The sequence below is a fragment of the Hallella sp. genome (genome assembly GCF_037460745.1).
Classification (GTDB): Bacteria; Bacteroidota; Bacteroidia; order Bacteroidales; family Bacteroidaceae; genus Prevotella; species Prevotella faecis.
Window position 1 is genome coordinate 1 of record NZ_JAXVAE010000113.1, and the last position, 22,511, is coordinate 22,511.

Annotated in this window: 16 protein-coding genes, 1 tRNA gene and 1 pseudogene; 10 read left to right on the forward strand and 8 right to left on the reverse strand. The window is 54.0% G+C overall.

The window, feature by feature from the left end:
- Positions 1–175: 175 nt before the first annotated feature.
- Positions 176–2,371, reverse strand: coding sequence for a ribonuclease R (gene rnr / locus WKK33_RS07415; RefSeq protein WP_337933170.1), 2,196 nt, complete (start codon positions 2,369–2,371; stop codon positions 176–178).
- Between the two features lie 127 nt (positions 2,372–2,498).
- Here rnr and WKK33_RS07420 point away from each other — a divergent pair, with 127 nt between their 5' ends.
- The 4 genes from WKK33_RS07420 to WKK33_RS07435 all read left to right on the forward strand — a co-directional run bounded on the left by WKK33_RS07420 (position 2,499) and on the right by WKK33_RS07435 (position 7,936).
- A complete protein-coding gene (locus tag WKK33_RS07420; RefSeq protein WP_337933172.1) occupies positions 2,499–3,494 on the forward strand; it encodes an NAD(P)-dependent oxidoreductase in 996 nt (331 codons plus the stop codon).
- Positions 3,494–4,450 carry a phosphatase PAP2 family protein gene (locus tag WKK33_RS07425; protein ID WP_337933174.1) on the forward strand — a complete coding sequence of 319 codons (957 nt, stop codon included), beginning with the start codon at positions 3,494–3,496 and terminating at the stop codon, positions 4,448–4,450. The genes WKK33_RS07420 and WKK33_RS07425 overlap by 1 nt, the downstream gene beginning before the upstream one ends.
- Positions 4,451–4,644: 194 nt before the next feature.
- Positions 4,645–6,024, forward strand: coding sequence for a tRNA (N6-isopentenyl adenosine(37)-C2)-methylthiotransferase MiaB (miaB, locus tag WKK33_RS07430; RefSeq protein ID WP_215760321.1), 1,380 nt, complete (start codon positions 4,645–4,647; stop codon positions 6,022–6,024).
- A 91-nt stretch (positions 6,025–6,115) separates the two neighbouring features.
- Positions 6,116–7,936, forward strand: a complete 1,821-nt coding sequence (locus WKK33_RS07435; RefSeq protein ID WP_215760320.1) for an ABC transporter ATP-binding protein — start codon at positions 6,116–6,118, stop codon at positions 7,934–7,936.
- 283 nt (positions 7,937–8,219) lie between these two features.
- On the opposite strand, the gene WKK33_RS07440 is transcribed toward WKK33_RS07435, so the two are convergent.
- Both WKK33_RS07440 and WKK33_RS07445 read right to left on the reverse strand, forming a co-directional pair.
- The gene (locus WKK33_RS07440; protein ID WP_337933177.1) at positions 8,220–10,289 is read right to left on the reverse strand and encodes a helix-hairpin-helix domain-containing protein; all 2,070 of its coding nucleotides are present in this window, start codon (positions 10,287–10,289) and stop codon (positions 8,220–8,222) included.
- 26 nt (positions 10,290–10,315) lie between these two features.
- A complete protein-coding gene (locus WKK33_RS07445) occupies positions 10,316–10,957 on the reverse strand; it encodes a DUF4294 domain-containing protein (RefSeq protein ID WP_215760315.1) in 642 nt (213 codons plus the stop codon).
- A 283-nt stretch (positions 10,958–11,240) separates the two neighbouring features.
- Between WKK33_RS07445 and WKK33_RS07450 the strand changes: the two genes are divergently transcribed.
- The 3 genes from WKK33_RS07450 (at position 11,241) to WKK33_RS07460 (ending at position 13,489) form a co-directional block, all read left to right on the forward strand.
- Positions 11,241–11,312: transfer RNA gene (locus WKK33_RS07450), tRNA-Arg, on the forward strand.
- Positions 11,313–11,405: 93 nt separating this feature from the next.
- Positions 11,406–12,206: an ADP-ribosylglycohydrolase family protein gene (locus WKK33_RS07455; RefSeq protein WP_337570695.1), complete on the forward strand. Its 801-nt coding sequence runs from the start codon at positions 11,406–11,408 to the stop codon at positions 12,204–12,206.
- 20 nt (positions 12,207–12,226) lie between these two features.
- Entirely contained in the window at positions 12,227–13,489 is a 1,263-nt protein-coding gene (locus WKK33_RS07460) for a hypothetical protein (protein WP_337933180.1), read from the forward strand.
- 244 nt (positions 13,490–13,733) lie between these two features.
- On the opposite strand, the gene secDF is transcribed toward WKK33_RS07460, so the two are convergent.
- The 3 genes from secDF to WKK33_RS07475 form a co-directional block, all read right to left on the reverse strand.
- Positions 13,734–16,739 (reverse strand): protein translocase subunit SecDF, encoded by a 3,006-nt coding sequence (secDF, locus tag WKK33_RS07465; RefSeq protein ID WP_287767690.1) that lies wholly within the window; start codon positions 16,737–16,739, stop codon positions 13,734–13,736.
- A gap of 111 nt (positions 16,740–16,850) precedes the next feature.
- On the reverse strand, positions 16,851–17,939 hold the full coding sequence (locus WKK33_RS07470; RefSeq protein WP_337468711.1) for an endonuclease/exonuclease/phosphatase family protein: 1,089 nt from the start codon (positions 17,937–17,939) through the stop codon (positions 16,851–16,853).
- A complete protein-coding gene (locus WKK33_RS07475) occupies positions 17,929–18,843 on the reverse strand; it encodes a rhomboid family intramembrane serine protease (protein WP_309439130.1) in 915 nt (304 codons plus the stop codon). The genes WKK33_RS07470 and WKK33_RS07475 overlap by 11 nt, the downstream gene beginning before the upstream one ends.
- A 213-nt stretch (positions 18,844–19,056) precedes the next feature.
- Between WKK33_RS07475 and WKK33_RS07480 the strand changes: the two genes are divergently transcribed.
- Entirely contained in the window at positions 19,057–19,332 is a 276-nt protein-coding gene (locus tag WKK33_RS07480; RefSeq protein WP_215760309.1) for an HU family DNA-binding protein, read from the forward strand.
- 76 nt (positions 19,333–19,408) lie between these two features.
- Here WKK33_RS07480 and WKK33_RS07485 read toward each other — a convergent pair whose 3' ends face one another.
- Together WKK33_RS07485 and WKK33_RS07490 are read right to left on the reverse strand one after the other, a co-directional pair.
- A complete protein-coding gene (locus WKK33_RS07485; protein ID WP_215760308.1) occupies positions 19,409–20,230 on the reverse strand; it encodes a gluconate 5-dehydrogenase in 822 nt (273 codons plus the stop codon).
- Between the two features lie 321 nt (positions 20,231–20,551).
- Positions 20,552–21,223 (reverse strand): vWA domain-containing protein, encoded by a 672-nt coding sequence (locus WKK33_RS07490; RefSeq protein WP_337933182.1) that lies wholly within the window; start codon positions 21,221–21,223, stop codon positions 20,552–20,554.
- Between the two features lie 104 nt (positions 21,224–21,327).
- On the opposite strand from WKK33_RS07490, the pseudogene WKK33_RS07495 reads away from it, so the two are divergent.
- Positions 21,328–21,870, forward strand: a pseudogene (locus WKK33_RS07495) (ECF-type sigma factor); the annotation flags it as partial.
- A gap of 150 nt (positions 21,871–22,020) precedes the next feature.
- Complete coding sequence (locus WKK33_RS07500; protein ID WP_252344957.1) at positions 22,021–22,419, forward strand: hypothetical protein; 399 nt, start codon at positions 22,021–22,023, stop codon at positions 22,417–22,419.
- Positions 22,420–22,511 lie beyond the last annotated feature (92 nt).

Here is a 22,511-nt window from a genome sequence, read left to right on the forward strand (position 1 = left end):
AAATATATAACTATAGTTAAGCGATTAATATCGCATCACTAGTAATTTAGGTTTATAAGACGAATATAGATAAGAAAAGGCGGCATGCAGGGTTCTGTTGATAGTGCCTACATGCCGCTTTGTTGGTGATGGCCTGCCCTTTTTACTCTGTTATAAGTGGTATGAGTAGAAAGGGTCAGTCGGCCAGGGTGAAGTCGAGCTGGCGCTTCTCCAGGTTGGCCTTGGCCACCTGTATGCGAATGGCGTCGCCCAACTGGTACTTGTGGTGATGGCGTCGTCCGCGCAACACGAAGTTTTTCTCGTCGAAGTCGTAGTAATCGTCGTCGAGGTCGCGCATTGGCACCATGCCCTCGCAGTGGTTCTCGTCGATCTCGGCGTAGATGCCATACGACGTGATGCCGCTGATGTGGGCGTCGTAGATTTCGCCAATCTTGTCGCCCATAAACTCAACCATCTTATATTTGATAGACTCGCGCTCGGCGTTTTGCGCCACCTGTTCCATGTCGGAGCAGTGCTCGCAGAGATCCTCGTAGTGCTTGGCGTTGGCCGAGCGGCCTCCTTGCTGATAGCGTGTCAGCAAGCGGTGGACCATGGTGTCGGGATAGCGACGGATGGGCGACGTGAAGTGGGTGTAGTAGTCGAACGCCAAACCGAAGTGTCCGATATTATGAATGGAATACTTGGCCTTCATCATGGCCCTGAGGGCTACCGACTGGATGAGCTTCTGCTCGCGCTTGCCCTCGCAGTCGTCCATCAACTTGTTGAGGTTGCGGGCTATGGCGCCCTTCGTTCCGGCGGTCTTCACCTTATAGCCAAACTTGGCTGTAAACTCGCGCAGCGTCTCCAACTTTTGAGGGTCGGGGTTGTCGTGTATGCGGTAGGGCAGCACCTTGGCCTTCTTGCCCTTGGGCACGCGCCCCACACTCTCGGCCACCGTACGGTTGGCCAGCAGCATAAACTCCTCGATGAGCTTGTTGGCGTCCTTTGAGCGCTTGAAGAAGCAACCCGTGGGATGGCCCTTCTCGTCGACGGTGAAGTGGAGCTCCTCGGAGTCGAACTTCACAGCGCCGTTCTTGAAGCGCTTCTCATGCAGCTTCTTAGCCAGGCGGTCGAGGGTGCAAATCTCCCAACCAAACTCATCCTTGTAGCCCGCCTTGCCCGGTGCCGGTGCAGGCTCGCCCGTTCCGTCCTTCACACCATTGTCCTCCAGCACCTGCTGCGCCTCCTCGTAGGCATAGCGGCGGTTGGAGCGAATGATGGTATGCACGATGCGGTAGCTCTTCACGTTGGCCTCGTCGTCGAGGTTGAACACGACCGAGTAGGCCAGCTTGTCCTCGTCGGGGCGGAGCGAACAGATGAAGTTGCAGAGTCTCTCGGGCAACATGGGGATGGTGCGGTCTACGAGGTAGATGGATGTGGCGCGCTTCATGGCCTCCTTGTCGATGACGCTGCCCTCGGTAACGTAGTGTGAAACGTCGGCGATGTGCACACCCACCTGATAGAGCCCCTTGTCAAGTTGTTTGATCGACAGGGCATCGTCGAAGTCCTTGGCGTCGGCGGGGTCGATGGTACAGGTCCACGTGTCGCGGAAATCCTCGCGCTCGGCTTCGTCCTGCGGTGTTATCTCGCCCGAGATGGCGTTGGCCGCATCCTCCACGTTCTTCGGATACTTGTAGGGCAGTCCAAACTTGGCGAGGATGGTGTTCATCTCCACGTCGTTGTCGCCGCTCTTTCCGATGACGTCGACCACCTCACCGATGAGGTTCTTATGCTCGTCGGTGGGCCACTGGATGATCTTCACCACCACCTTGTCGTCGGTCTTGCCACCTTTCACTTTCTTCTTCGGGATGAGGATGTCGTGCGCCAACGAGTTGTCTTGCGGCACGCAGAAAGCGATGTCCTTATCTACGCGCAAGCGGCCCACAAACTGGTCCTTGGCCCTCCGCAGGATCTCGATGACCTGCGCCTCCTTGATGTGCTTCTGCCTTCTGGCCATGAACGACACCTTCACATGGTCGCCGTTGAGCGCCCCCATCGAGTTGCGCTCAGCCACGAAGATGGGCTTTTCGCCTCCATCGGGTATGAACGAGTTTTTGCCGTTGGCCTTGCGGATGAAGGTGCCTTCCTGCACCTGTCCCTTGGTGTTGAGCTGATAACTGGTGTCGGAAACTTTCGTAAGGAAATCGTCCCATGCCATTTCCTCCATGATGTCGATGGCCAGCATCTTCGCTGGGTGCGTGCTGAGGTGCATCGACCTAAATATTTCTTTAAACGACAGCGTCTTTCCGGGCTGTCCGGAGAAGAAATCGACCAACTCCTTGGTTAGTTGCTTCTTCGTGATATGCTTGCCGCCCTTCTTGCCTTTTCCCATATTTTCTTAGTTTTAAAAGAGTCGGTTTATACATGCAAATTAACTAAAAAGAATTGAACTTTCCTAATTTTATTAGGATTATTTTGCTAAGAATTTTAAAATGTCGTAACTTTGTAACCTATTAACGATGAAGATATTAATTACCGGTGCCAGTGGATTCATTGGCAGTTTCATAGTGGAGGAGGCATTGCGCCGCGGCTTCGATACCTGGGCTGGTGTGCGCGGTTCGAGTTCGAGGAGCTACCTGGGCGATCCTCGCATCCATTTCATAGAGCTTGATTTCTCGTCGGAGGATCGTTTGGCGCAGGCGCTCGACGGTCACAACTTCGACTATGTGGTGCATGCTGCGGGCGTCACCAAGTGCCTGACGGCTTCCGATTTCATGAAGGTGAACTACCAGGGCACAGTGAACCTGGTGAACGCCATCCTGAAGACGAAGATGCCCATGAGGCGCTTCATCTACCTGAGCAGCCTGAGCGTCTTCGGGGCCATACGCGAAGAGCAGCCCTACCAGGAGATTACGGAGCACGACACGCCGCGCCCCAACACCGCCTACGGCAAGAGCAAGCTCAAGGCCGAGCAGTTTCTCGACTCCATCGGCAACGAGTTCAACTACATTGTGCTCCGTCCCACGGGCGTCTACGGCCCTCGTGAGAAAGACTATTTCCTCATGGCGAAGAGCATCAAGCAACATGTAGACTTCAGCGTGGGCTTCCAACGCCAGGACATCACGTTCGTGTATGTGCAGGATGTGGTGCAGGCGGTGTTCCTCGCCCTCGACCATGGCATGTCGGGAAGAAAGTATTTCCTCTCGGATGGCAACGTCTACCAGTCGTCGACCTTTAGCGATTACCTGCACGAGGAGCTTGGCAAGCCCTGGTGGATACGCGTGAAAGCCCCCATCTGGGTGCTGCGCCTCGTTACCTTCTTCGGTGAGCACATTGGGCGGATGCGACATACCATTACCGCTCTCAACAACGATAAGTTTAACATTCTCAAGCAGCGCAACTGGCGATGCGACATCGAGCCGGCTTGCGACGAACTGGGATACCATCCCCATTACGACTTGCGCAAGGGCGTAACCGAGTCGGTGGCGTGGTACAAGGAAAACCATTGGCTGTGATGCAACTATCCAAATACATCGAACTGGAGCGCAAGCCCCGACGTGGGCTGATGGCGCTGGAGTGGGTGGCGCTGGCTTACGTGGCGCTCACCCTGCTCATTGTGCTTTTCGCCTTGACCAAGCTCGACAATCCCCAGGCCATGATATGGGGTCGCGTGAGGCTGGGAGCCATTACCCTCGCCATGTGGGTGGTGTATCGGCTGGTGCCCTGTAGGCTCACGAGATTTGCGCGTGTGTTGGTGCAAATGTCGCTGCTCGGCTGGTGGTATGCCGACACCTACGAGCTCAACAAGCTCTTCCCCAACCTCGATCCCTTCTTCGCATCGGTGGAACAGGGTCTCTTCGGCTGTCAGCCGGCGCTGGTGTTTGCCCAGCATTGGCCGCAGGCCTTCTTCAGTGAGCTCATGTATCTGGCCTACGCCAGCTATTTTCCCATCATCGTAACTACGGTGCTCTATTACTTCTTCAGCCGATACGAGCAGTTTGAGCGCGCCGCGTTTGTGCTCCTCGCCTCGTTCTTCGCCTTCTATGTGGTGTTCGACCTGGTGCCCGTCACGGGACCGATGTACTACTATCACGCCGTTGGCGTCGACCAGGTGGTGAAGGGCGTGTTCCCCAGTGTGGGCGATTATTTCCTGACACACACCGACATGATGACCTCGCCGGGATGGACCGACGGACCGTTCTACCATGTGGTGGCCGACCTCCACACGTCGGGCGAGCGGCCCACCGCCGCCTTCCCCTCCTCGCATGTGGGCATATCGGTGGTTTGCATGCTGCTCATCTGGCGCACACACAACCGCAAGCTCTTCTTCGGCTTGCTCCCCTTCGCCTTGCTTATCTGCCTCGCTACGGTTTACATACGTGCCCATTACGCCATCGACGTGGTGGCTGGACTCGTCACGGGAACCCTGTTCTACCTGCTGTGGGCAAGGCTTTACGACAGGACCCAATAGGCATGGACAAGCAAAACGGGAGGAAACATTCTATTAAACGAAGGTTTCCGTTAAGCCAAATGAGCAGAACCGAGCTTGCGCGGGTTATGCCATGGCGAGAAAACGTGCCATGAAATGGAAGGAAATCATCGTTGCAGATTAGAAACATCATACAAGTATATTAGGATAATCATCCAAGCAAATATAGGAATAACATGAATAAGAAACTATACATTGAGACGTACGGTTGCCAGATGAACGTGGCCGATTCAGAGGTGGTGGCCTCCATCATGAAGATGGCTGGCTACGACGTCACTGAGGCGGAAGCCGACGCCGACGCCATTTTTCTCAACACGTGCTCGATCCGCGAGAACGCCGAGAACAAGATATACCATCGCCTTGAAACGCTCCACGCCGAGCAAAAGAAGGGCCGCAAGCTCATCGTGGGTGTGCTGGGCTGCATGGCCGAGCGTGTGAAGGACGACCTGATCAACAACTATCACGCCAACCTGGTGTGTGGCCCAGACGCCTATCTGAGTCTGCCCGAGATGATCGCGGCCGTGGAGGTGGGCGAGAAAGCCATCGACGTGAAGCTCTCAACCACAGAGACGTACCGAAACGTGCTGCCGCAGCGACTGGGCGCCGGACGCGTGTCGGGCTTCGTGAGCATCATGCGCGGATGCAACAACTTCTGCCATTACTGCATCGTGCCTTACACCCGAGGCCGCGAACGCTCACGCGACGTGGAGAGCATCCTCGCCGAGGTGCGCGACCTGCGCGACAAGGGATTCAAGGAGGTGACGCTGCTCGGACAGAATGTGAACAGCTACGGACTGCTGCCCAACGGCAAGCGCCCAGAGAATGGCGTGGTTGTTGAGGATGAGGATGGCAAGGAATTGCACGTGTGCAGCTTTGCCGAACTGCTGCGACGCGTGGCGCGCGAGGTGCCCACCATGCGCGTGCGCTTCACCACCAGCAACCCCGAAGATATGACCGAGGATATCCTGCACGCCATCGCTGAGGAGCCCAATCTCTGCCATCACATACATTTCCCCGCACAGAGCGGATCCAACAAGATCCTGAAACTCATGAACCGCAAGTACACCCGGGAGGATTACCTGGAGAAGGTGGCGGCCATTCGCCGCATCATTCCCGACTGCGGACTCACCACCGACATATTTGTGGGCTATCACGATGAGACCGAGGAAGACCACCAACAGACGCTGTCGCTGGTGAAGGAGGTGGGCTTCGACGCCGCATTCATGTTCAAATACAGTGAGCGACCGGGCACATACGCCGCCAAGCACCTGCCCGACAACGTGCCGGAGGAGGTGAAGATCAGTCGACTCAATGAGCTCATACACCTGCAAACGGAGGTGTCGGCCGAGCAAAACCGCAAGGACGAGGGCAAAGAGTATGACGTGCTGCTGGAGCGGTTTGCCAAACGAAGCCATAGCCAGCTCATGGGGCGCACACCGCAAAACAAGGCGGTGGTCATCGACAAGGGAAACCACCACATCGGAGAGACCGTGCGCGTGAGAATCACCGGCAGCTCGTCGGCTACGCTCTTGGGCGAGGAGGTCGTGAAAGAATAAGGCTACGCCCAAGGTGGGTTCTATGAATTACCACCGCAAACGACAAAAATCATGATGGGTTACTTACAAACCCACCTTAAACGAACAATCAATGAAAGAATTCCTGCAAGTGCTCAGGCGCTTTGTGCCGCCCTACAAGAAATATCTGGCGCTATCGGTGCTGTTCAACATCCTGTCGGCAGTGCTCAACATCTTCTCGTTCGCAACACTCATCCCCATGTTGCAAATCCTGTTTAAGACAGGCGACGCCGACACGGCGACGAGCCTCATGCCGTGGGCGCTCGACAAGGATACCTTGATGAACAACATGAACTATTATGTCAACGACCTCATCGCCACGATGGGAGCCACCACCACGCTGCTCTTCATCGGACTGGCGCTGGCGTTCATGACGTTCCTCAAGACGGGAGCCTACTTCCTTTCGTCGGCTACCATCATACCCATTCGCACGGGCGTGGTGAGAGACATACGCAACCAACTCTACCAGAAGATCAACCAGCTCTCGCTCGGATTCTTCAGTGAGGAGCGAAAGGGCGACATCATTGCCCGTATGAGTGGCGATGTGCAGGAGATAGAGTCGTCGATCATGTCGTCGCTCGACATGCTCTTCAAGAACCCCATTCTCATCATTGTGTACTTTGCCACGCTGCTCGTCATCTCGTGGCAGCTCACCATCTTCACCATTCTCTTTGTGCCCATCTTCGGATGGTTCATGGGCTATGTGGGCCGCAAGCTCAAGGCCAAGTCGATGAAGGCACAGGCGCTGTGGAGCGACACCATGAGCCAAGTGGAGGAGACGCTGGGCGGACTGCGCATCATCAAGGCTTTTTGCGCCGAGGAGAAGATGAACAAGCGGTTCGACAAGGTGAACTCGGCGTACCGCAACGACATTATGCGCGTCAACATTCGCCAACAGATGGCGCATCCGATGAGCGAATTTCTTGGCACAGTGATGATCGTCATCGTGCTTTGGTTCGGCGGTATACTGGTGCTCAACAACCAAGCCATCACCGGTCCGACGTTTATCTATTACATGGTGGTGCTCTACTCCATCATCCAACCGCTGAAAGACTTCTCGAAGGCTGGTTATAACATACCCAAGGGATTGGCTTCGATGGAGCGTGTGGATAAGATTCTGAAGGCCGAGGTGAGCATCAAGGAGAAGGAAAACCCCATTCACGTCAGTTCGTTTGAGCACGACATCGAGTTCAGGCATGTTGGGTTCAAATATGATCAGCAATGGGTGTTGCGCGATATCAACCTCATTATTCCCAAGGGAAAGACCGTGGCGCTCGTGGGACAGAGCGGTGGCGGAAAGTCGACACTGGTGGACCTCATTCCGCGCTATTATGATGTGCAGGAGGGCGAGGTGCTCATCGATGGCATCAACGTGAAGGATCTGGGCATCCACGACCTGCGCCAGCTCATCGGCAACGTGAACCAGGAAGCCATCCTTTTCAACGACACGTTCCTCAACAACATTACGTTTGGTGTGGAGAACGCTAAGATGGAGGATGTGGAACGGGCGGCAAAGATAGCCAACGCCTACGACTTCATCATGGAGTCGGAGAACGGATTCGACACCAACATTGGCGACCGTGGCGGACGTTTGTCGGGCGGACAGCGCCAGCGTGTTAGCATAGCGCGAGCCATCCTTAAGAACCCGCCTATCCTCATCCTCGACGAGGCCACGTCGGCACTCGACACCGAGAGCGAACGACTGGTGCAGGACGCGCTCTACAAGCTCATGAAGACGCGCACAACCATTGCCATCGCCCACCGCTTGTCGACCATCAAGAACGCGGATGAGATATGTGTCATCCATGAGGGACACATCGTGGAGCGCGGCACACATACCTCGCTGCTGGCGGCCGACGGCTACTACAAAAAATTGCACGACATGCAGCAATAAAACTCAAACAGGCGACTAACGCAATCCGTTAGTCGCCCATTTTTTTAGCTCTTGCCCATTGTCCTAAAAACATATTGCGTAGTTTGAAACGCCATGTTTTCAGTTTTTATTTTTGGCAAGCGCAGTTTTCCCATTGTTTTAGAATAAAAGAGTTGCTTTTACGGCACAAAATATGATACCGATATCAAAAATAGTACTCTAATATTTACTTGAACAAGGTTAATCGCATGATCATGGAATACGAAAAGGCATATTTGTTTTCTTTGCTTTTTTCGGGCCTGAGTTATAATTTAAGGCGCACCTGGAGGTCGAGGTCGGTCATGGAGTGGCTATTGAGCTGTTGCAGGCCGGTGCCGATGGTAGATCGGTCGAAATAGCGGGTGCAGCCCAGTTTGGCGATTACCATCCACTGGTCAGACAGGTTGGCGCGCAACTGAAGGGCCATGCGCATGCCCTCGCCGAAGAACGATGGGAACGAGAAACTGTAGCGCACGCTGCGCTCGTAGGTGTAGATGCGTGAGTCGAAGTCGTCGGTGTGGAAATAGGCGGCGGTGGCGGCCATCTGAAGCCAACGCCAAGACGTGGCGCCATTGGCCGTTGCCATCCATCCAAAGCTGTTTTTCTCACCAATATGGCAGTGGGCCACGTCGGCCTGCAGGCGTAGGTCGTAACGATCGTTGGCATAGCCCACGGCCCATCGGGCACGCTGCTCGGTCTTCATGGCCAGGGTGGGCTGCGCTGCCTTTTCCGTGCTTGGGGTTGTTGTCGACGTTGCGTTTTTCTCCCTCATCTTGATGCGATAGCGCACGAGCCACGACCAATGGCCGCGGGTGTAGGTGGCTTGCGCGAAGTTGTCGTAGCTGTGTGAGGCCGCGCTGGCTTGGTATTTGGGCCAAGCGAAGTAGGCCATGTCGGTGTAGGCCCGCAGCGACAGGTATCGCGTGGGAGTCCAGTTGACGCCCACAAACACCCCACTCTCGTTTTGGATGCTGCCCCCTTCGGCAAAACTGTTGCTGTAGGGAGCGTAGTATTTGTAGGGGTAATAGCGCTGCAAGGCCAGCAGGGCGAGGTTGCTCCATAACTGGTAGCTCAGGCTGTTGATGGTGGCTACTTGTCCGCAATCGCCCGTAGCCGTTTCGCCCGAGATGTTGAGGCGGTCGGAAATGTAACCGTAGTCGACGCTGGCGTTCCAAAACTGCTTGCCCGTGGGGTACCAACGTCGGTAAACCTGATTGGTGTTGGGGCGCAGAGGCTTGTCGTATGAGGTGGCAAAGGCGGTGAGGCCCACGTGCCATCCGTTGTTGAAATAGCTGAGGTTGCCGCCCCAAAGCGTTGTGGAGGCGTTGCGACGGCGCCGCATCTCGCTCTCGGTGCGGTGGTAGCCCGTTTGGAGGATGGTGGCGATGGAGGCCGAGTCGGGGCCCAGTGTGACATCGATCTTACGCCATGAAGCGAAGGCGGTGAGGTCGAGATGCTTGGTGAGACGCACCGTGGCGGCCGCTCCCTGTAGGTAGTTGGCCTCCATCCGACTGCTGTGGGCGAAGATGTGGTTGGCCGATCGGCCCTGTGTGGTGAGCGTGTTGAGCTTGCCCATGCCAAACGAATTGTTGAGGATGAGGCCCATGCCGAACCGTAGGCGGTAACGACCCACGATGGCCGATTTGATACGTCCCCATCGGCTTACCATGAGATAGGCCGAATAGAAGTCGTAGCCGGTGGCGTTCTGAGCGGAGAAGAACGGCTCGCCGGCGTCTTGAGAGGCGATGAGGCCCGCCTTGACGCGTCCTTGCGAGCTGAAGGTGTAGCGCAGCCAGTGCTTGTAGGGGTAGCCCAGGTAGCCGTTGCGGTCGCCCTTGCGCCGGTAGAACGGCGCGTGCACGGTGCCCACCAGTTCGTGGCGGCCGTAGCGCATGAGTTGGGCGAACGAGGGAAAGTGGGTGTTGGCGCTGTCGGGACGAATGGTTACGAAGCGTTGCAACAGGTCGGCGGTGAGCTTGTCGAGACTTGGCACCAGGCGGAGCTCCATGGTGGTCTCTAAGCGGCGCGCCTTGTCGCGATACTCCATGATGTCCATGATTTGCTGCGAGGATAAGAAAGGCAGCCTGCTGAGGTCCTCACGCGTACAATGGTTGATGTCGATCTTTTGGGAGGCAATGTCGTTCAGTTCCTCGTAAGTTTGCTCCCACAGGTCTGACTCGGTGTCTTCGAGTTGTCCGGTTTGGTCGAACAGCTGCTCCCAGGTGTCGTCGTTTTGGGCTGGTGAAGATAGGCAAAGGCTTGCGAGAAGCACGCAGAGCCACACCCTTGGAGCCTGCAGGAACGCGGCGGAAGCCAGTAGAACGGTTCGATTCATGCCGATGGGAGAGTGGGGAATGAGGGTTAGAGCTGTCCGGATTCCACCTGTCGGACCACACGCTCGGTAAGGCGGTCGACGCCCTCCGGCTCATACTTCTTGTTGAGCGATGCGCCAAACACCCAAGCGAAGGCTTGGTAGAAACCGGCTTTCACGGGACCAAGGAAAGCCTGGATGAGTTGGTAGCTGGAGCTGTTACACTCGCGGTACACCAGTTTGATGAGCAGTTTGCCCTGCGAGTAGGAGAGCTTCTTCATGCGCGGCGTGTACTCCTTCTTGATGTCGGCCTCCACACGCTTCATGTGCTCGTCGCGCGCCTTCTTGTTGGGCAGGGTGTTGAGGTAGTCGCCGGTCTCGATAATAATCTTGTTGACTTCCTTGGCGATGGGCAACACCTTCTTGACGTTGTAAACCAAACGGTTGTAGGCCGCGCGCTGACGGGCATTCTTGAACGTCGGTTCGGGATAAACCCACACGTCGTTCATCTCCATATATTGTATGCTGTCTTTTCCCACGAGCACCTTTCCCACCTTCACCATAGGCACAAAGGTGGGGTTGTCCATGTCGACCTCCATGTCCTCGGGGTTGACGCGTGTGCGTGTGTCGTCTTGCGCCCACAGCGACGTGGGCAGCAGACAAGCTAAAATGATTATAAGAAACGACTTCATCTGAAAGGCAAATTTACTATCTATTTTCACAACAGCAAAGCGATTGGGATTAAAAAACGTTGTGAGGGCGTTAAAATATGGTGGGAACGAGGATGGCATGGCGTTGATGGGGCGATTTTGAGGCATGCCTTGTAGCATTTGTGTGCACACGTAGCCGAACGAATCGCATGAGTGGCCGTGGCCAGACGTTTTCGCCTCGATGGCCGAATGAGGACGAATATTCTTGAGGATTTTTCTTTGCAGATTGAATAAATTCCTTTATCTTTGCAAAACAAACAAATGGGCTTCTATAGTTCAATGGATAGAACGGAGGTTTCCTAAACCTTTGATCCGGGTTCGATTCCCGGTGGAAGTACAATCTATTTGGAAGGTTTTTATCTATTACGACCCTCTTTTTACGGTGACCTATTGCTTTTAACTAACCCTTTTATCCACTCAAATTACTGTTATGATTGGCGCTATTATAGGAGACATTGTTGGTTCGCGTTTCGAATTCGACGAGCAACCGAAAGACAATTTTGAGCTGTTTCGGCCCAAACCCCAATGTGATTACACCGACGACTCGCTGATGACCATTGCCGTGGCCGATGCCATTCTCAACGGAAAGTCGTACCAGGACAAGTTGCATGAGTGGGGGCGACGATACCCCAACCCCAAAGGGGCATACGGAGGCATGTTTGCACAATGGCTGGCCGATGACCACCCGAAGCCGCAAAACTCATGGGGCAACGGTGCTGCCATGCGCATAGCGCCTGTGGGATGGCTCTTCGACGACTATCATGAGGTGTTGCAGCAGGCGCAACAATGCACCATTTGCAGTCACATGCACAAGGAGGCCATTCGTGGCGCGCAATGTGTGGCGGCTGTCATCTATTGGTTGCGAACGGGCCGTGTAACCAAGGAGGGACTGGAGACGGCCGTTGAACGTAGCTTCGGATACGAGATTCCGCCCTTGCGTGACATATATAAAATAGGTATGCAAGGCCATTTCGACTCGTCGTGCCAGGAGACGGTGCCATGGGCTTTGCGCTGTTTCCTGGAGAGCAGCAGCTTTGAGGATGCCATCAGAAAAGCCGTCATGGCGCGCGGCGACACCGATACGAAGGCATGTATCTGTGGCGCCATTGCAGAGGCCTACTATGATGTGCCCGACCATTTGTACAATAAGGCGTGCTCATATCTTGAGAAGGATATGCTCGACGTTATTGTGCAGTATTGCAATCATATGCAAAACGAAATAGATAGTTGACCCTTTTATCTCCCCCTGCCATGATACCTACTGACGAAACAAACCCTACCATTACGTGGGAACAACTGATGGAGTCGGTGAATTCGGGTGCGCAGCATCCTGAGGACACACAGTGGACGGTGTTTAGATACCTGAAACAAAACTACAAGACGATAGGGTCGGTGGAGGCCCGGACATTGCTTGCCATTTACATCAAGTTGCGTAGCCAGCGGCCGTCGCTCATCAACTCGTGTATGTTGGGCTTGGCGCTGAAGATCAGCGAGGTGTATTCCGATTTCCGTTTGCCGCAATTCTTGCAAGTGTGGGGCTACGACGCTTGCCTGAGAGAGGAGGACCGACAGCCGCAAACGGGCAAGGACGGGCGCCGATACCTTTCGCTACAGGAGCGGGTGGAACGCGCACGGGTGTCGTATCTGCTGCATCATCCTGAGGAAAACCGTGAGCAATGTGACGCCATCGTCAGCATGTACGCCGTGAAAATCTTTGAGAAGGAGCAGAATGGGCGCCGCCGTAAGTTTGTGAAACTGGTGGCGCCGAATGGGGTGGGAATGGTGGCCGACAGTCATCAGTTCCCCTGTAAGCCATGGGAGATAGCCGGACGGTTGTTTGATGTGCTGACACGCGTGTCGAAGCAAGGCGTAGAACGGGCGGTGGAAATTACCTTATCCCATAAGAAGATGGTCGAGGTGTTTCAACCGGTGGTGGGCTATGTAGACGGCATCGACCTGGGGCATGGCCATGTGCACGTGTACGACGCGCAGTCGCGCCACTTCGTTGCCGATAAGAAAACGGTGTTTGTGAAGGGCGTGGCGAAAGGTAGCTATGTGCGTTTCTGCCCCATCATCGCGCAGGGCGACCCGTTCAAGTCGGCCGCCATCCTTGAGGTGATGGTCCCTCAAGAGGGGCGTTGCGCCTTTGGAACCTACAAAGCCATGGTGATGTTCGTCAATCATGAGCAGCGATACATTAAGTATGCCATCCGCAAGGATCAGCCCGCCGTGGTGAAGTATATGGCAAATTCAGCCGCACCGAGTGGAAAATCGGTTGCGACGAAAGGAAATGGGACGAACGGAGGTGCCGTAAATGCTGGCGCTACTGCGGCGTCTGAATCGAGCCAGGGCCTTGCCGAAGGGCGTTTGTCGCTGGAAGGATTTGCCTCCCTTGATGTTTTCCCAGAGAATCGACGCGCAAACCTTGCTTCTGGTCAGTCGGTAAGTCTTGTGCTTTTCCTCAAACGGGGAAAGGATGGCACAAAGCGCAACCATGTGGTAGAGGCGTATTAGCAGTCAAGAGATGGGAGATTAAGCCGTGGCTTCTCTAAGAACAGGCAACGGAAAATGTAGGAAAATGCGATGGCTGGTATGAGAGCAGCCGATGACTTATGTAAGATAAGTCGGTGGCTCGTGTGAGAGCAGGCCATAGATGTAAAACGAAGAGAGCCATTCTTGTTCGATTCAGAACGAGAATGGCTCTCTCCTTATATATAAGGTAACCCCGAAGAAGGGTTACCTTAGCGGTTGATGATGCTTATGCCTTTGCCACTTCCGTATTGGCCTGCTCCTTGATGGAGTGACCCATCACGATGTAAGCGATCGGAGAAGCGAGGAAGATAGAGCTCAGTGTACCGAACACCACACCTAGAGTCATGGCAAATGCGAACGGCTGAATGCTCTTTCCACCAAGGAAGAGGATGCAGAGCAACACCACGAGTGTGGTGACAGACGTGTTGATGGTACGTGCCAGGGTCTGGTTGATAGAGTCGTTGAACAACTTCTGCAGGTTCTCCTTCGGGTGCAACTGCAAGTTCTCACGGATACGGTCGAACACCACCACCTTATCGTTGATAGAGTAACCGATCACCGTCAGCACGGCACCGATGAACGTCTGGTCGACCTCCAAAGAGAAAGGCAGCAAGCCTTGCAGCAGTGAGAACAAACCGATGACGGTCAAGGCGTCGAAGGTCAGGGCGATGGTTGAACCCAATGAGAATGCCACATTGCGGAAACGCAACAGGATGTAGAGGAAGATGGCCACAAGGGCGATGACCACGCTGATGATGGCGCTACGTGTAACGTCCTTAGCGATAGACGGACCCACCTTAGAAGAGCTGATGATGGAACCACCCTGACGGATGTCGGGGTTCTTGAAGGTCTCAACATCCTTCTGGCTCACGAGGTTGGCGTCCTTCAAGCCCTTGAAGAGCATGGTCTCCACCTGGCCATCGACCTTAGGATTGGTCGACTCGATCTTGTAGTTGGTAGAGATGCGGACCGTGCGGCCGTCGTTACCCAACGAGATGGCGCTTGTGGTGTAGCCGGGGAAGGTCTTCTCCAATACGACACGCACCTGCTCAGGCTCTGTGGCCTTTTCGAACTGCACAACGTAGTTGCGACCACCCGTAAAGTCGATGCTCTGTGCAAGGTGACGCGTAGCGAAGCTGACGATGAACACCACGAGGGCGATGCCAGCGAATGTGAAGCTCTTCTTGTAAGCCGACATGAACTTGAAGTTGGTGCCCTGCATGAGGTTCTTCGACACGCCAGTCCACAACTTCAGGTGCATCCACTTGCCGTGGTTGATCTTATAGTCGTACACCAAACGGGTGATGTAAACAGCGGTGAAGAATGAGCAGACGATACCGATGATCCATGTGGTGGCGAAGCCGCGGATAGGACCTGTACCGAAGAGGTAGAGGATGACACCCGTGATGATAGATGTCAAGTTAGAGTCGAAAATGGCCGAGAAGGCGTTGCTGTAACCAGCGTTGATGGCCAATCGCATGTCTTTTCCTGAGCGAAGCTCCTCCTTGATGCGCTCGTAGATCAGCACGTTGGCGTCGACGGCAGTACCGAGCGAGAGCACCATACCTGCGATACCACTCATGGTGAGGGCGGCTTGGAATGACGTTAGGATACCCAGCGTGAAGAATACGTTGAGCAAGAGTGCGAAGACTGCCAGTGAGCCCGGGATGATGTTGTAAACAACGAGCATGTAAACAATCAGGAGCACGAAGGCGATGGCGAACGAGATGATACCCTGCTGGATTGACTGGGCACCGAGTGTAGGACCTACAACCTCCTCCTGCACGATGTGTGCGGGGGCGGGCATACGTCCAGACTTCAAGGTGTTGGCCAGGTCCTTAGTGTCTTCGATGGTGAAGTTGCCTGTGATAGAGCTCTGTCCACCGTCGATCTGTGAGAGGATGCGGGGTGAGGTGTAAACCACACCGTCGAGCACGATGGCGATAGCCTTGCCGATGTTGGCCTTGGTAAGCTCCGACCAGCGGCGTGCGCCCTCAGAGTTCATCGACATAGACACCTCAGGAGCACCTGATACGTGGTTGAACTGGTCGCTGGCGTCGGTGATGACGTCACCCTCGAGCGGAGCGCGACCGTTGGTCGTTGTGACCTTCAGGGCGTGCAACTCGTAGATGTTCTTTGCCTGTATGTTGTCGGTGGGCTTGGCGCTCCACATCAAGCGGAGGTCGGTGGGAAGCACCTGCTTAGCCACTTGGCCGTAGATGGCCTTGTTGATGGCGGCTGTGTCGCGTGCGCTGGCGTAGCCCACGAGGCTCAGGCTACCCGAACCTGTTGTCTGCAGGAAGGCGAGCAGCGGGTGCTGCTTCTTGGCCTGCTCGAGCTCGCTCTCGGGAGTGGCCTTGATGTTGTCGGCCTTCTTACCGTTGTTGAGCTTAAACTTGGGAGCGGCCTGCTTCTTGGCGGGAGCGGCCTCCTTGGCCTTCTGCTCAGCGGCAGCGGTGTCTTTCTTGCTGGCTGTTTCCTGCTCACCGCTGGCCAGACGCTGGTCGAGCTGCTGGAGGTAGGGAATGATTTCCTCGGCGTTGTAGGTCTCCCAGAACTCGAGGTTTGCGCTACCCTGGAGGAGCTTACGCATACGCTCAGGCTCCTTGATACCCGGCATCTCCACCATGATGCGTCCCTCTGCGCCTTGGATGCGCTGGATGTTGGGCTGGACGACACCGAACTGGTCGATACGTGTGCGCACAACGTTGAAGGAGTTGTCGATGGCCGAGCTTACCTCGCTACGGAGCACCTTCTCCACTTCGCTGTCGGAGCTTGTGGGCGACACCTTGCCTTGCAGCTGCTGTGTGGCAAATACCTCGGCGAGGTTGTGTCCGGGGGCGTTCTTGTGGTAAGCGTCGATGAAAAGAGAGATAAAGTCGCTCTTTCCAGCTTCGAGCTGCTGGCGAGCCTCATTCATCGACTTGACGAATGCTGGTTCAGTCTTGTGGTCGGCAAGCATGTCAACCACGTCGGGCACTGAGATTTCCAGCACCACGTTCATACCGCCTTTCAGGTCAAGTCCAAGACCGATCTGCGTTTGCAGACACTTCTGGTAGTCGTAAATGCCAAGGTATTTCACAGAGTCTTTGTAGTTCTGCTGATCGATGGGATCTTTGATCTTGGCAGCCTGATTGTCATAGTAGTTTGTGGCAATCGGGAACGACAAATAGAAGAGGCATGTAAGCGTCAGTAAGACGGCGGTTACAATTACAATTCCTTTGTTTCGCATTTTGTTAGTTATTTGTTATTTATTGTTTCAATCTATTTAACAGAATAAGATGTGCAAAGATACTAATTTTCCTTGTTTTTAAGAAATTTATAGGTGTTTATTCTTGCTTTTTTATATTTTCCTCCCAAATTTCAGCCAGCAGTAGATGGGGTAGTGGTCGCTTGCCTTGATTTGGTTGTCTACAGCGCATGCGTAGGGTGTGATGTCGTCGGAGCAGAAGAGGTGGTCGATTCTGACATACATGTGGCTTTGGTTGTAGGTTCTGCCAATGCCGTTAGCGGTTGCCGCGTAGCAGTCGGTGAGGTCTTCTCCGATGCGTTTGTGTGCGTATCCGAGTGGGTTTTCGTTGAAGTCGCCGCACACGATGACCCGATGGCCGGTTCGATGGTTGGCTATGTATCTTGCCACCGCTTCGGCCTGTGGTGCGCGTTTCTTGGATGCGGCGGCGAGTTTGTCGATGAGTCGTGCCGATTCGGCTCGCGCCATGTCCTTGTTGAGGTCGCCTTTGATGAGGTTGCCAAATCCGCTCTTGTCGTCGTTGTCTAAAGCGTTGCTTTCCAAGTGGTTGTTTACGATGAGCACCTTCTGCCCGTTTACGTTGAGGTAGAAACCCACGCTCATGTTGCCTTCCGACTCATAATCAATGAGTTGCGACCGCAGTATGGGGAATCGGCTGTATAGGGCCACAACATCGCTTCCGCCTTTCTTTTTCTCCTCCATGATGTAAGGATATTTGGCTCGGAAAGTACTGTCGAAGTCGAGCGCGTGCCCTCCTTCTTGCACACATACGATATCGGCTCCGCTTTGCAGGATGTAGGCAGCGATGGAGTCGTTAGAGAACGTGTCGACATAAGGCTTCATGCTGTGGTAGTTCTGGGTGTTGTAGGATAGCAGCTTGATGGCTCCCACGGGCGGATCGTGCGGAATGTTGGCGGGAATGTAGGTTCTCATGGGCCCATAACAAAGGATGTAGCCCACGAAAGGTATGATGACGCCCTTGAGCTTGAACACCACCCAAAAGAACAGGAATGCAGCGTTGATGGCGATAAACGCCGGAAAGAGCAGTCCGGCGTTGGCCAGTGTGGGATGGTTGGTGGGGTCTATGTGTCCGCTATACCCCACGAGGAGCATCAGCAGGATGGTGACGGCGTTGGCTCCGGCCACCATCTGCAATGAGAATTTCTTCAGTTTAGCGATCATGTCTGCTTTGTTCGAAAAGCGTCTGCTTCTCGCTCTTGGTGAGACTGTCGTATCCGCTTTTCTTTATTTTGTCGAGTATGCGGTCAACCTCTTCCTGTGTGGCTCGCTTGTTGGCGTTGTAGTCCCAGTCGGGGTTGCCCGTTGTGTAATGTTGGTTTGTGTTGCGCTTGTTTTGGTACGTCTTCCATCTTTGTTGCATGTTGCCAAACATGCGTGACCCTCCGTCGCCATAGTAGGTTCTGCGGGCTTGTCGGCGCCAGTAGAGGATGAGCAATATGCCAAACACCATTCCGCCCAGGTGCGCCATGTGTGCCACGCCGTCGCTGTTGGTTCCTATGCCAGAGAAGAACTCCACGGCTATGGATCCGACGATGACCCACTTGGCCTTGATGGGCACGGGGATGGGAATGATGAACATTCGCTCGTTGGGGAACATCATGCCGAAGGCGAGCAGGAGGCCGTAGATGGCTCCCGAGGCACCCACGGTGGTCCAGTAGTTGAGGTATTGGCTTACGGGAATGACGGATGTTCCGATGTTTACCATCTCGTAATTGGTCAGTCCTTGGTTGAGAAATTGCACATATTGCACCAACTCTTGGCACAGTCCGGCACCTACGCCACAGAATATGTAATAAAAAAGGTATCTTTTTGCACCCCATCTGCTCTCAACGACGGCTCCAAACATCCACAGCATGAACATGTTGAGGATGATGTGGGTCCACCCGCCGTGCATAAACAGGTAGGTGAAGAGCTGGTAGAAGTGGAAGTCGTCGGCCAAGACGAAGTGCAATCCCAACAGGCTCGTGAGGTCTGTTCCAGTCACTTGCCTGAGCACCAGTGTGGCGATAAACATCAGCACATTGATGATAAGCAGGTTTTTGGTGATGGTTGGTATTTTTGGCATAGCGTATTCTCGTTGATTGATTTTATCTTGAAAAGCGTTGCAAAATTACGAAAAAAGTCGGTTAAATGACTATGAAACAGTGGTTTTGCACTGTTTTTTAGTTTTTTCCTTCATTTTTTTTTATTTTTTGTTTGGATTATGAAAGTAAACGCCTATATTTGTCACCGCAAAGAGACTGAAACAAAATTTATATTCACAAAATAACCCAAAATTATGAACAAGACAGAATTAGTTAAGAAGATTGCCGATGCAGCAGGCATCACTTCTGCACAGGCCAAGGCTGCATTGGACGCTACAACAGAGGCCATCAAGGATGCTTTGGTAGCTGGTGAGAAGGTACAGCTCGTCGGTTTCGGCACATTCGCTACAAAGGAGCGTCCTGCTCGCCAGGGTGTGAACCCTCGTACGGGTGAGAAGGTTGAGCTCGCAGCCAAGACGGTTGTGAAGTTTGCCGCTGGTGCTCAGTTCGCTGATGCTGTAAACAAGTAATTGTAAAGATAATTAGTAAAAAAGCCCACGGCGTACCGTGGGCTTTTTTTTATTACTTCGATGGATGGTTGCATCCTTAGTCGTTGACCTGTGAGGGGTCCTTGCCGATGTAGGCCAGGATACCACCGTCGACGTAGAGCACGTGTCCGTTCACTGCGTCTGATGCGTGAGAGGCGAGGAACACGGCGGGGCCACCCAGCTCAGAAGGATCGAGCCAGCGGCCTGCTGGAGTCTTGGCGCAGATGAACTTGTCGAACGGATGGCGGCTGCCATCGGCCTGACGCTCGCGCAACGGAGCGGTCTGCGGTGTGGCAATGTAGCCCGGGCCAATGGCGTTGCACTGGATGTTGTAGGCGCCATACTCAGAGCAGATATTGCGTGTGAGCATCTTCAGGCCACCCTTGGCTGCTGCGTAAGCCGACACGGTCTCACGACCCAGCTCCGACATCATAGAGCACATGTTGATGATCTTACCCTCCTTGCGCTCGATCATCTCGGGAAGCACAGCCTTGGCCACGATGAACGGGCCCACGAGGTCGATGTCGATGACCTGCTGGAAGTCCTTGCGGCTCATCTCCACCATGGGGATACGCTTGATGATACCGGCGTTGTTCACCAAGATGTCGATCTGTCCGACCTCCTCGTGAATCTGCTTCACCAGTGCCTCCACGGCGTTCTCGTCGGTGACGTTGCAAACATATCCGTGCACATTCTCGATGCCAGCCTCCTTGTAGGAAGCCAGACCGCGGTCAACATGCTCCTGGTCGATGTCGTTGAAAATGATGTTCTTGATACCAGCGGCGTGGAAAGCCTTGGCGATGTTGAAGCCAATGCCGTAAGTGGCACCTGTTACCCAAGCGTTCTTACCTTCCAAAGAAAAGTCTTTCAAACTAGTCATAAGTAATATGTTTAAAATTAAAGTTTAACCTTTACCTGCAAAAATAATGCCACAGTGGGCTTTGGGAGTTTGTTTTTTCAAATGGCCGAGTACAGCCTATCTTTTGCAAAGATAGATATTTTATTTTGTTCGCGTTCATTATATAATACGTTTCTTTGGGCCAAACAACTTAAATAATTATAATTCCCCCTAATTGATTTCTCCGTTGACCGTCCCATTGCCGTGGTTCGGGTTCCCTCATTGGCGCGTAAACCAGTGGGGCTGGGTGACAAGGTGTGGTCTGTAAGGAGTGGCTTTCGCCATGCCAATGGTTGCTGGCGGTTACTTGCTTGGGGCGTCCTTGTCGTCCAAATCGTCGAAATAGCCGCAGCAGGTAGGCTCTGCATCATGCGCGATGCGCGAGTTGAAGCGCATGCGGGCATTGCGCTCAACCTCAAACATGCGGCGCGTTCCCTCCTCGTCTTGCTTAAACTCCAGGTGGTTGTCGATGGCCATCTCGTGCGCCATGCGCTCCACGTCGAGGTTGTCGGTGCCTATGAAGGTAAACGTCCACTTCAGCGTCTTCATCTTCTCGATGAGTTGTTTCACCATTCGAAGGTCGAACTCCGTTGAGCTGTTCTCCTCGCCATCGGTAATGATGGTAACGAGCACCACGTCGTCGGTGCTGGTCTGCGCGTTCACCTTGCTCACTCCTCGGCCAATGGCATCGTAGAGCGGAGTGCAGCCTGAGGGCTGATAGTCGTTCGGACGGATGGTGTGGGTGCGCTTGGCCGGCGTGTTGTCGAACACGTAGTGGGTGTTGTCGCTGTTGAAGGTGAGCAGCGTCACGTACTGTTGGGCGTTGGGCTCCTTCTCCTGCATGCGCTTCACGGTGTCGAGCGTCTCGTTGAGGCCCATCAGCGCTTGCTTCTTTATCAGGCTCATGCTGCCGCTCTCGTCCACAATAATCAGGTTTACAATTCTCTTGGTGTGGTTTCTTCTTTTTCTTTCCATGATAATAATGATTTTGGGTTGATGTTTGACTATTAAAAGATTGGGGAAGAAAAAAATGAAGGAGAACCCCCACTTTTTTTTGAAAAGTTGCTATATTTGCCGAAATGAAACACCCTACACTAAGCATTGGCCTTACCGACCAAGAAATCATTGAGGGGCTGCGCCATCGCGATTCGCAGCTGACGCGCTTCTATTTCTACGACACTTGCCGCGTAGCCTATCATGTGTGCGACAAGCGTTATGACCTGGCCCACAAGCCTGGTCTCGACTTTTTCAGCATCGCCCACGAGTATTACCTGGCGCTCGATAAGCACAACTTCCACCAGTTGGATGACCGCAAGCCCGGCATGTCGCTGCGCACGTGGATGGTCAATGGGTTCCGCTTTGTGTTGCTCGACCGCCTGAAAGCCTACAACCGCGAGTCGCGCGTGGCAACATTCGAAGAGCGCATGAGCCAATCGCAAGTGGGATTCGACCTGCCCGACGATAATTTCTCGGCCGATTTCCGCGCTACCGTCGAGGAAATATGCAGCGAGTATTTCGCACGCGACAGTCGTTCGGCCATCATTCTCAAGATGCTCCTCGTAGAAGGGTTCAAGGGGAAGGAGGTGGCCTCGCAGCTCGGCATAAGTCCATCGGCCGTGGCCCAGCGTTTCCATAAGCTCATGACCACCATCGTGGTGCCCTATTTCAAGGCCAACTACACAGCCCCAATAGCTATGAGCTGCGTAGAGATGGCCGACCAGTCGGAGCGTCCCTGCCTATCATCAGTATCGTTATTTTCAAACAATCCTACTATGCAATCCAATCATTCGAATCGTATCACGCCATCCCACATCACATCGCTTGGGCCCAATGAGATCTTTGTGTTTGGCAGCAATCTCCAGGGCATGCACGGCGGAGGTGCCGCCCGAGCCGCCCGTCTCTATTTTGGGGCCAAGATGGGCGTCGGCGTGGGACCGCAAGGCAGCAGCTACGCCATTCCCACCATGCAGGGAGGCCCCGAAACCATCCAGCCTTACGTCGACGAGTTTGTTGAGTATGCCTCTCAGCATCCTGAGCAAGTGTTTCTTGTTACGCCCATTGGCTGTGGCATAGCTGGCTTTGAGCCCGCCGACATCGCGCCGCTCTTTGCCAATGCCGTTGGGGTAGACAATATCTATTTGCCCAAGAGCTTTTGGGATGTTTTGGCGTAGGCCCGTCGGTGTCGACGGCTTGTTTCATCATTTGTTTATAATTACTAGTGATGCGATATTAATCGCTTAACTATAGTTATATATTTGATATT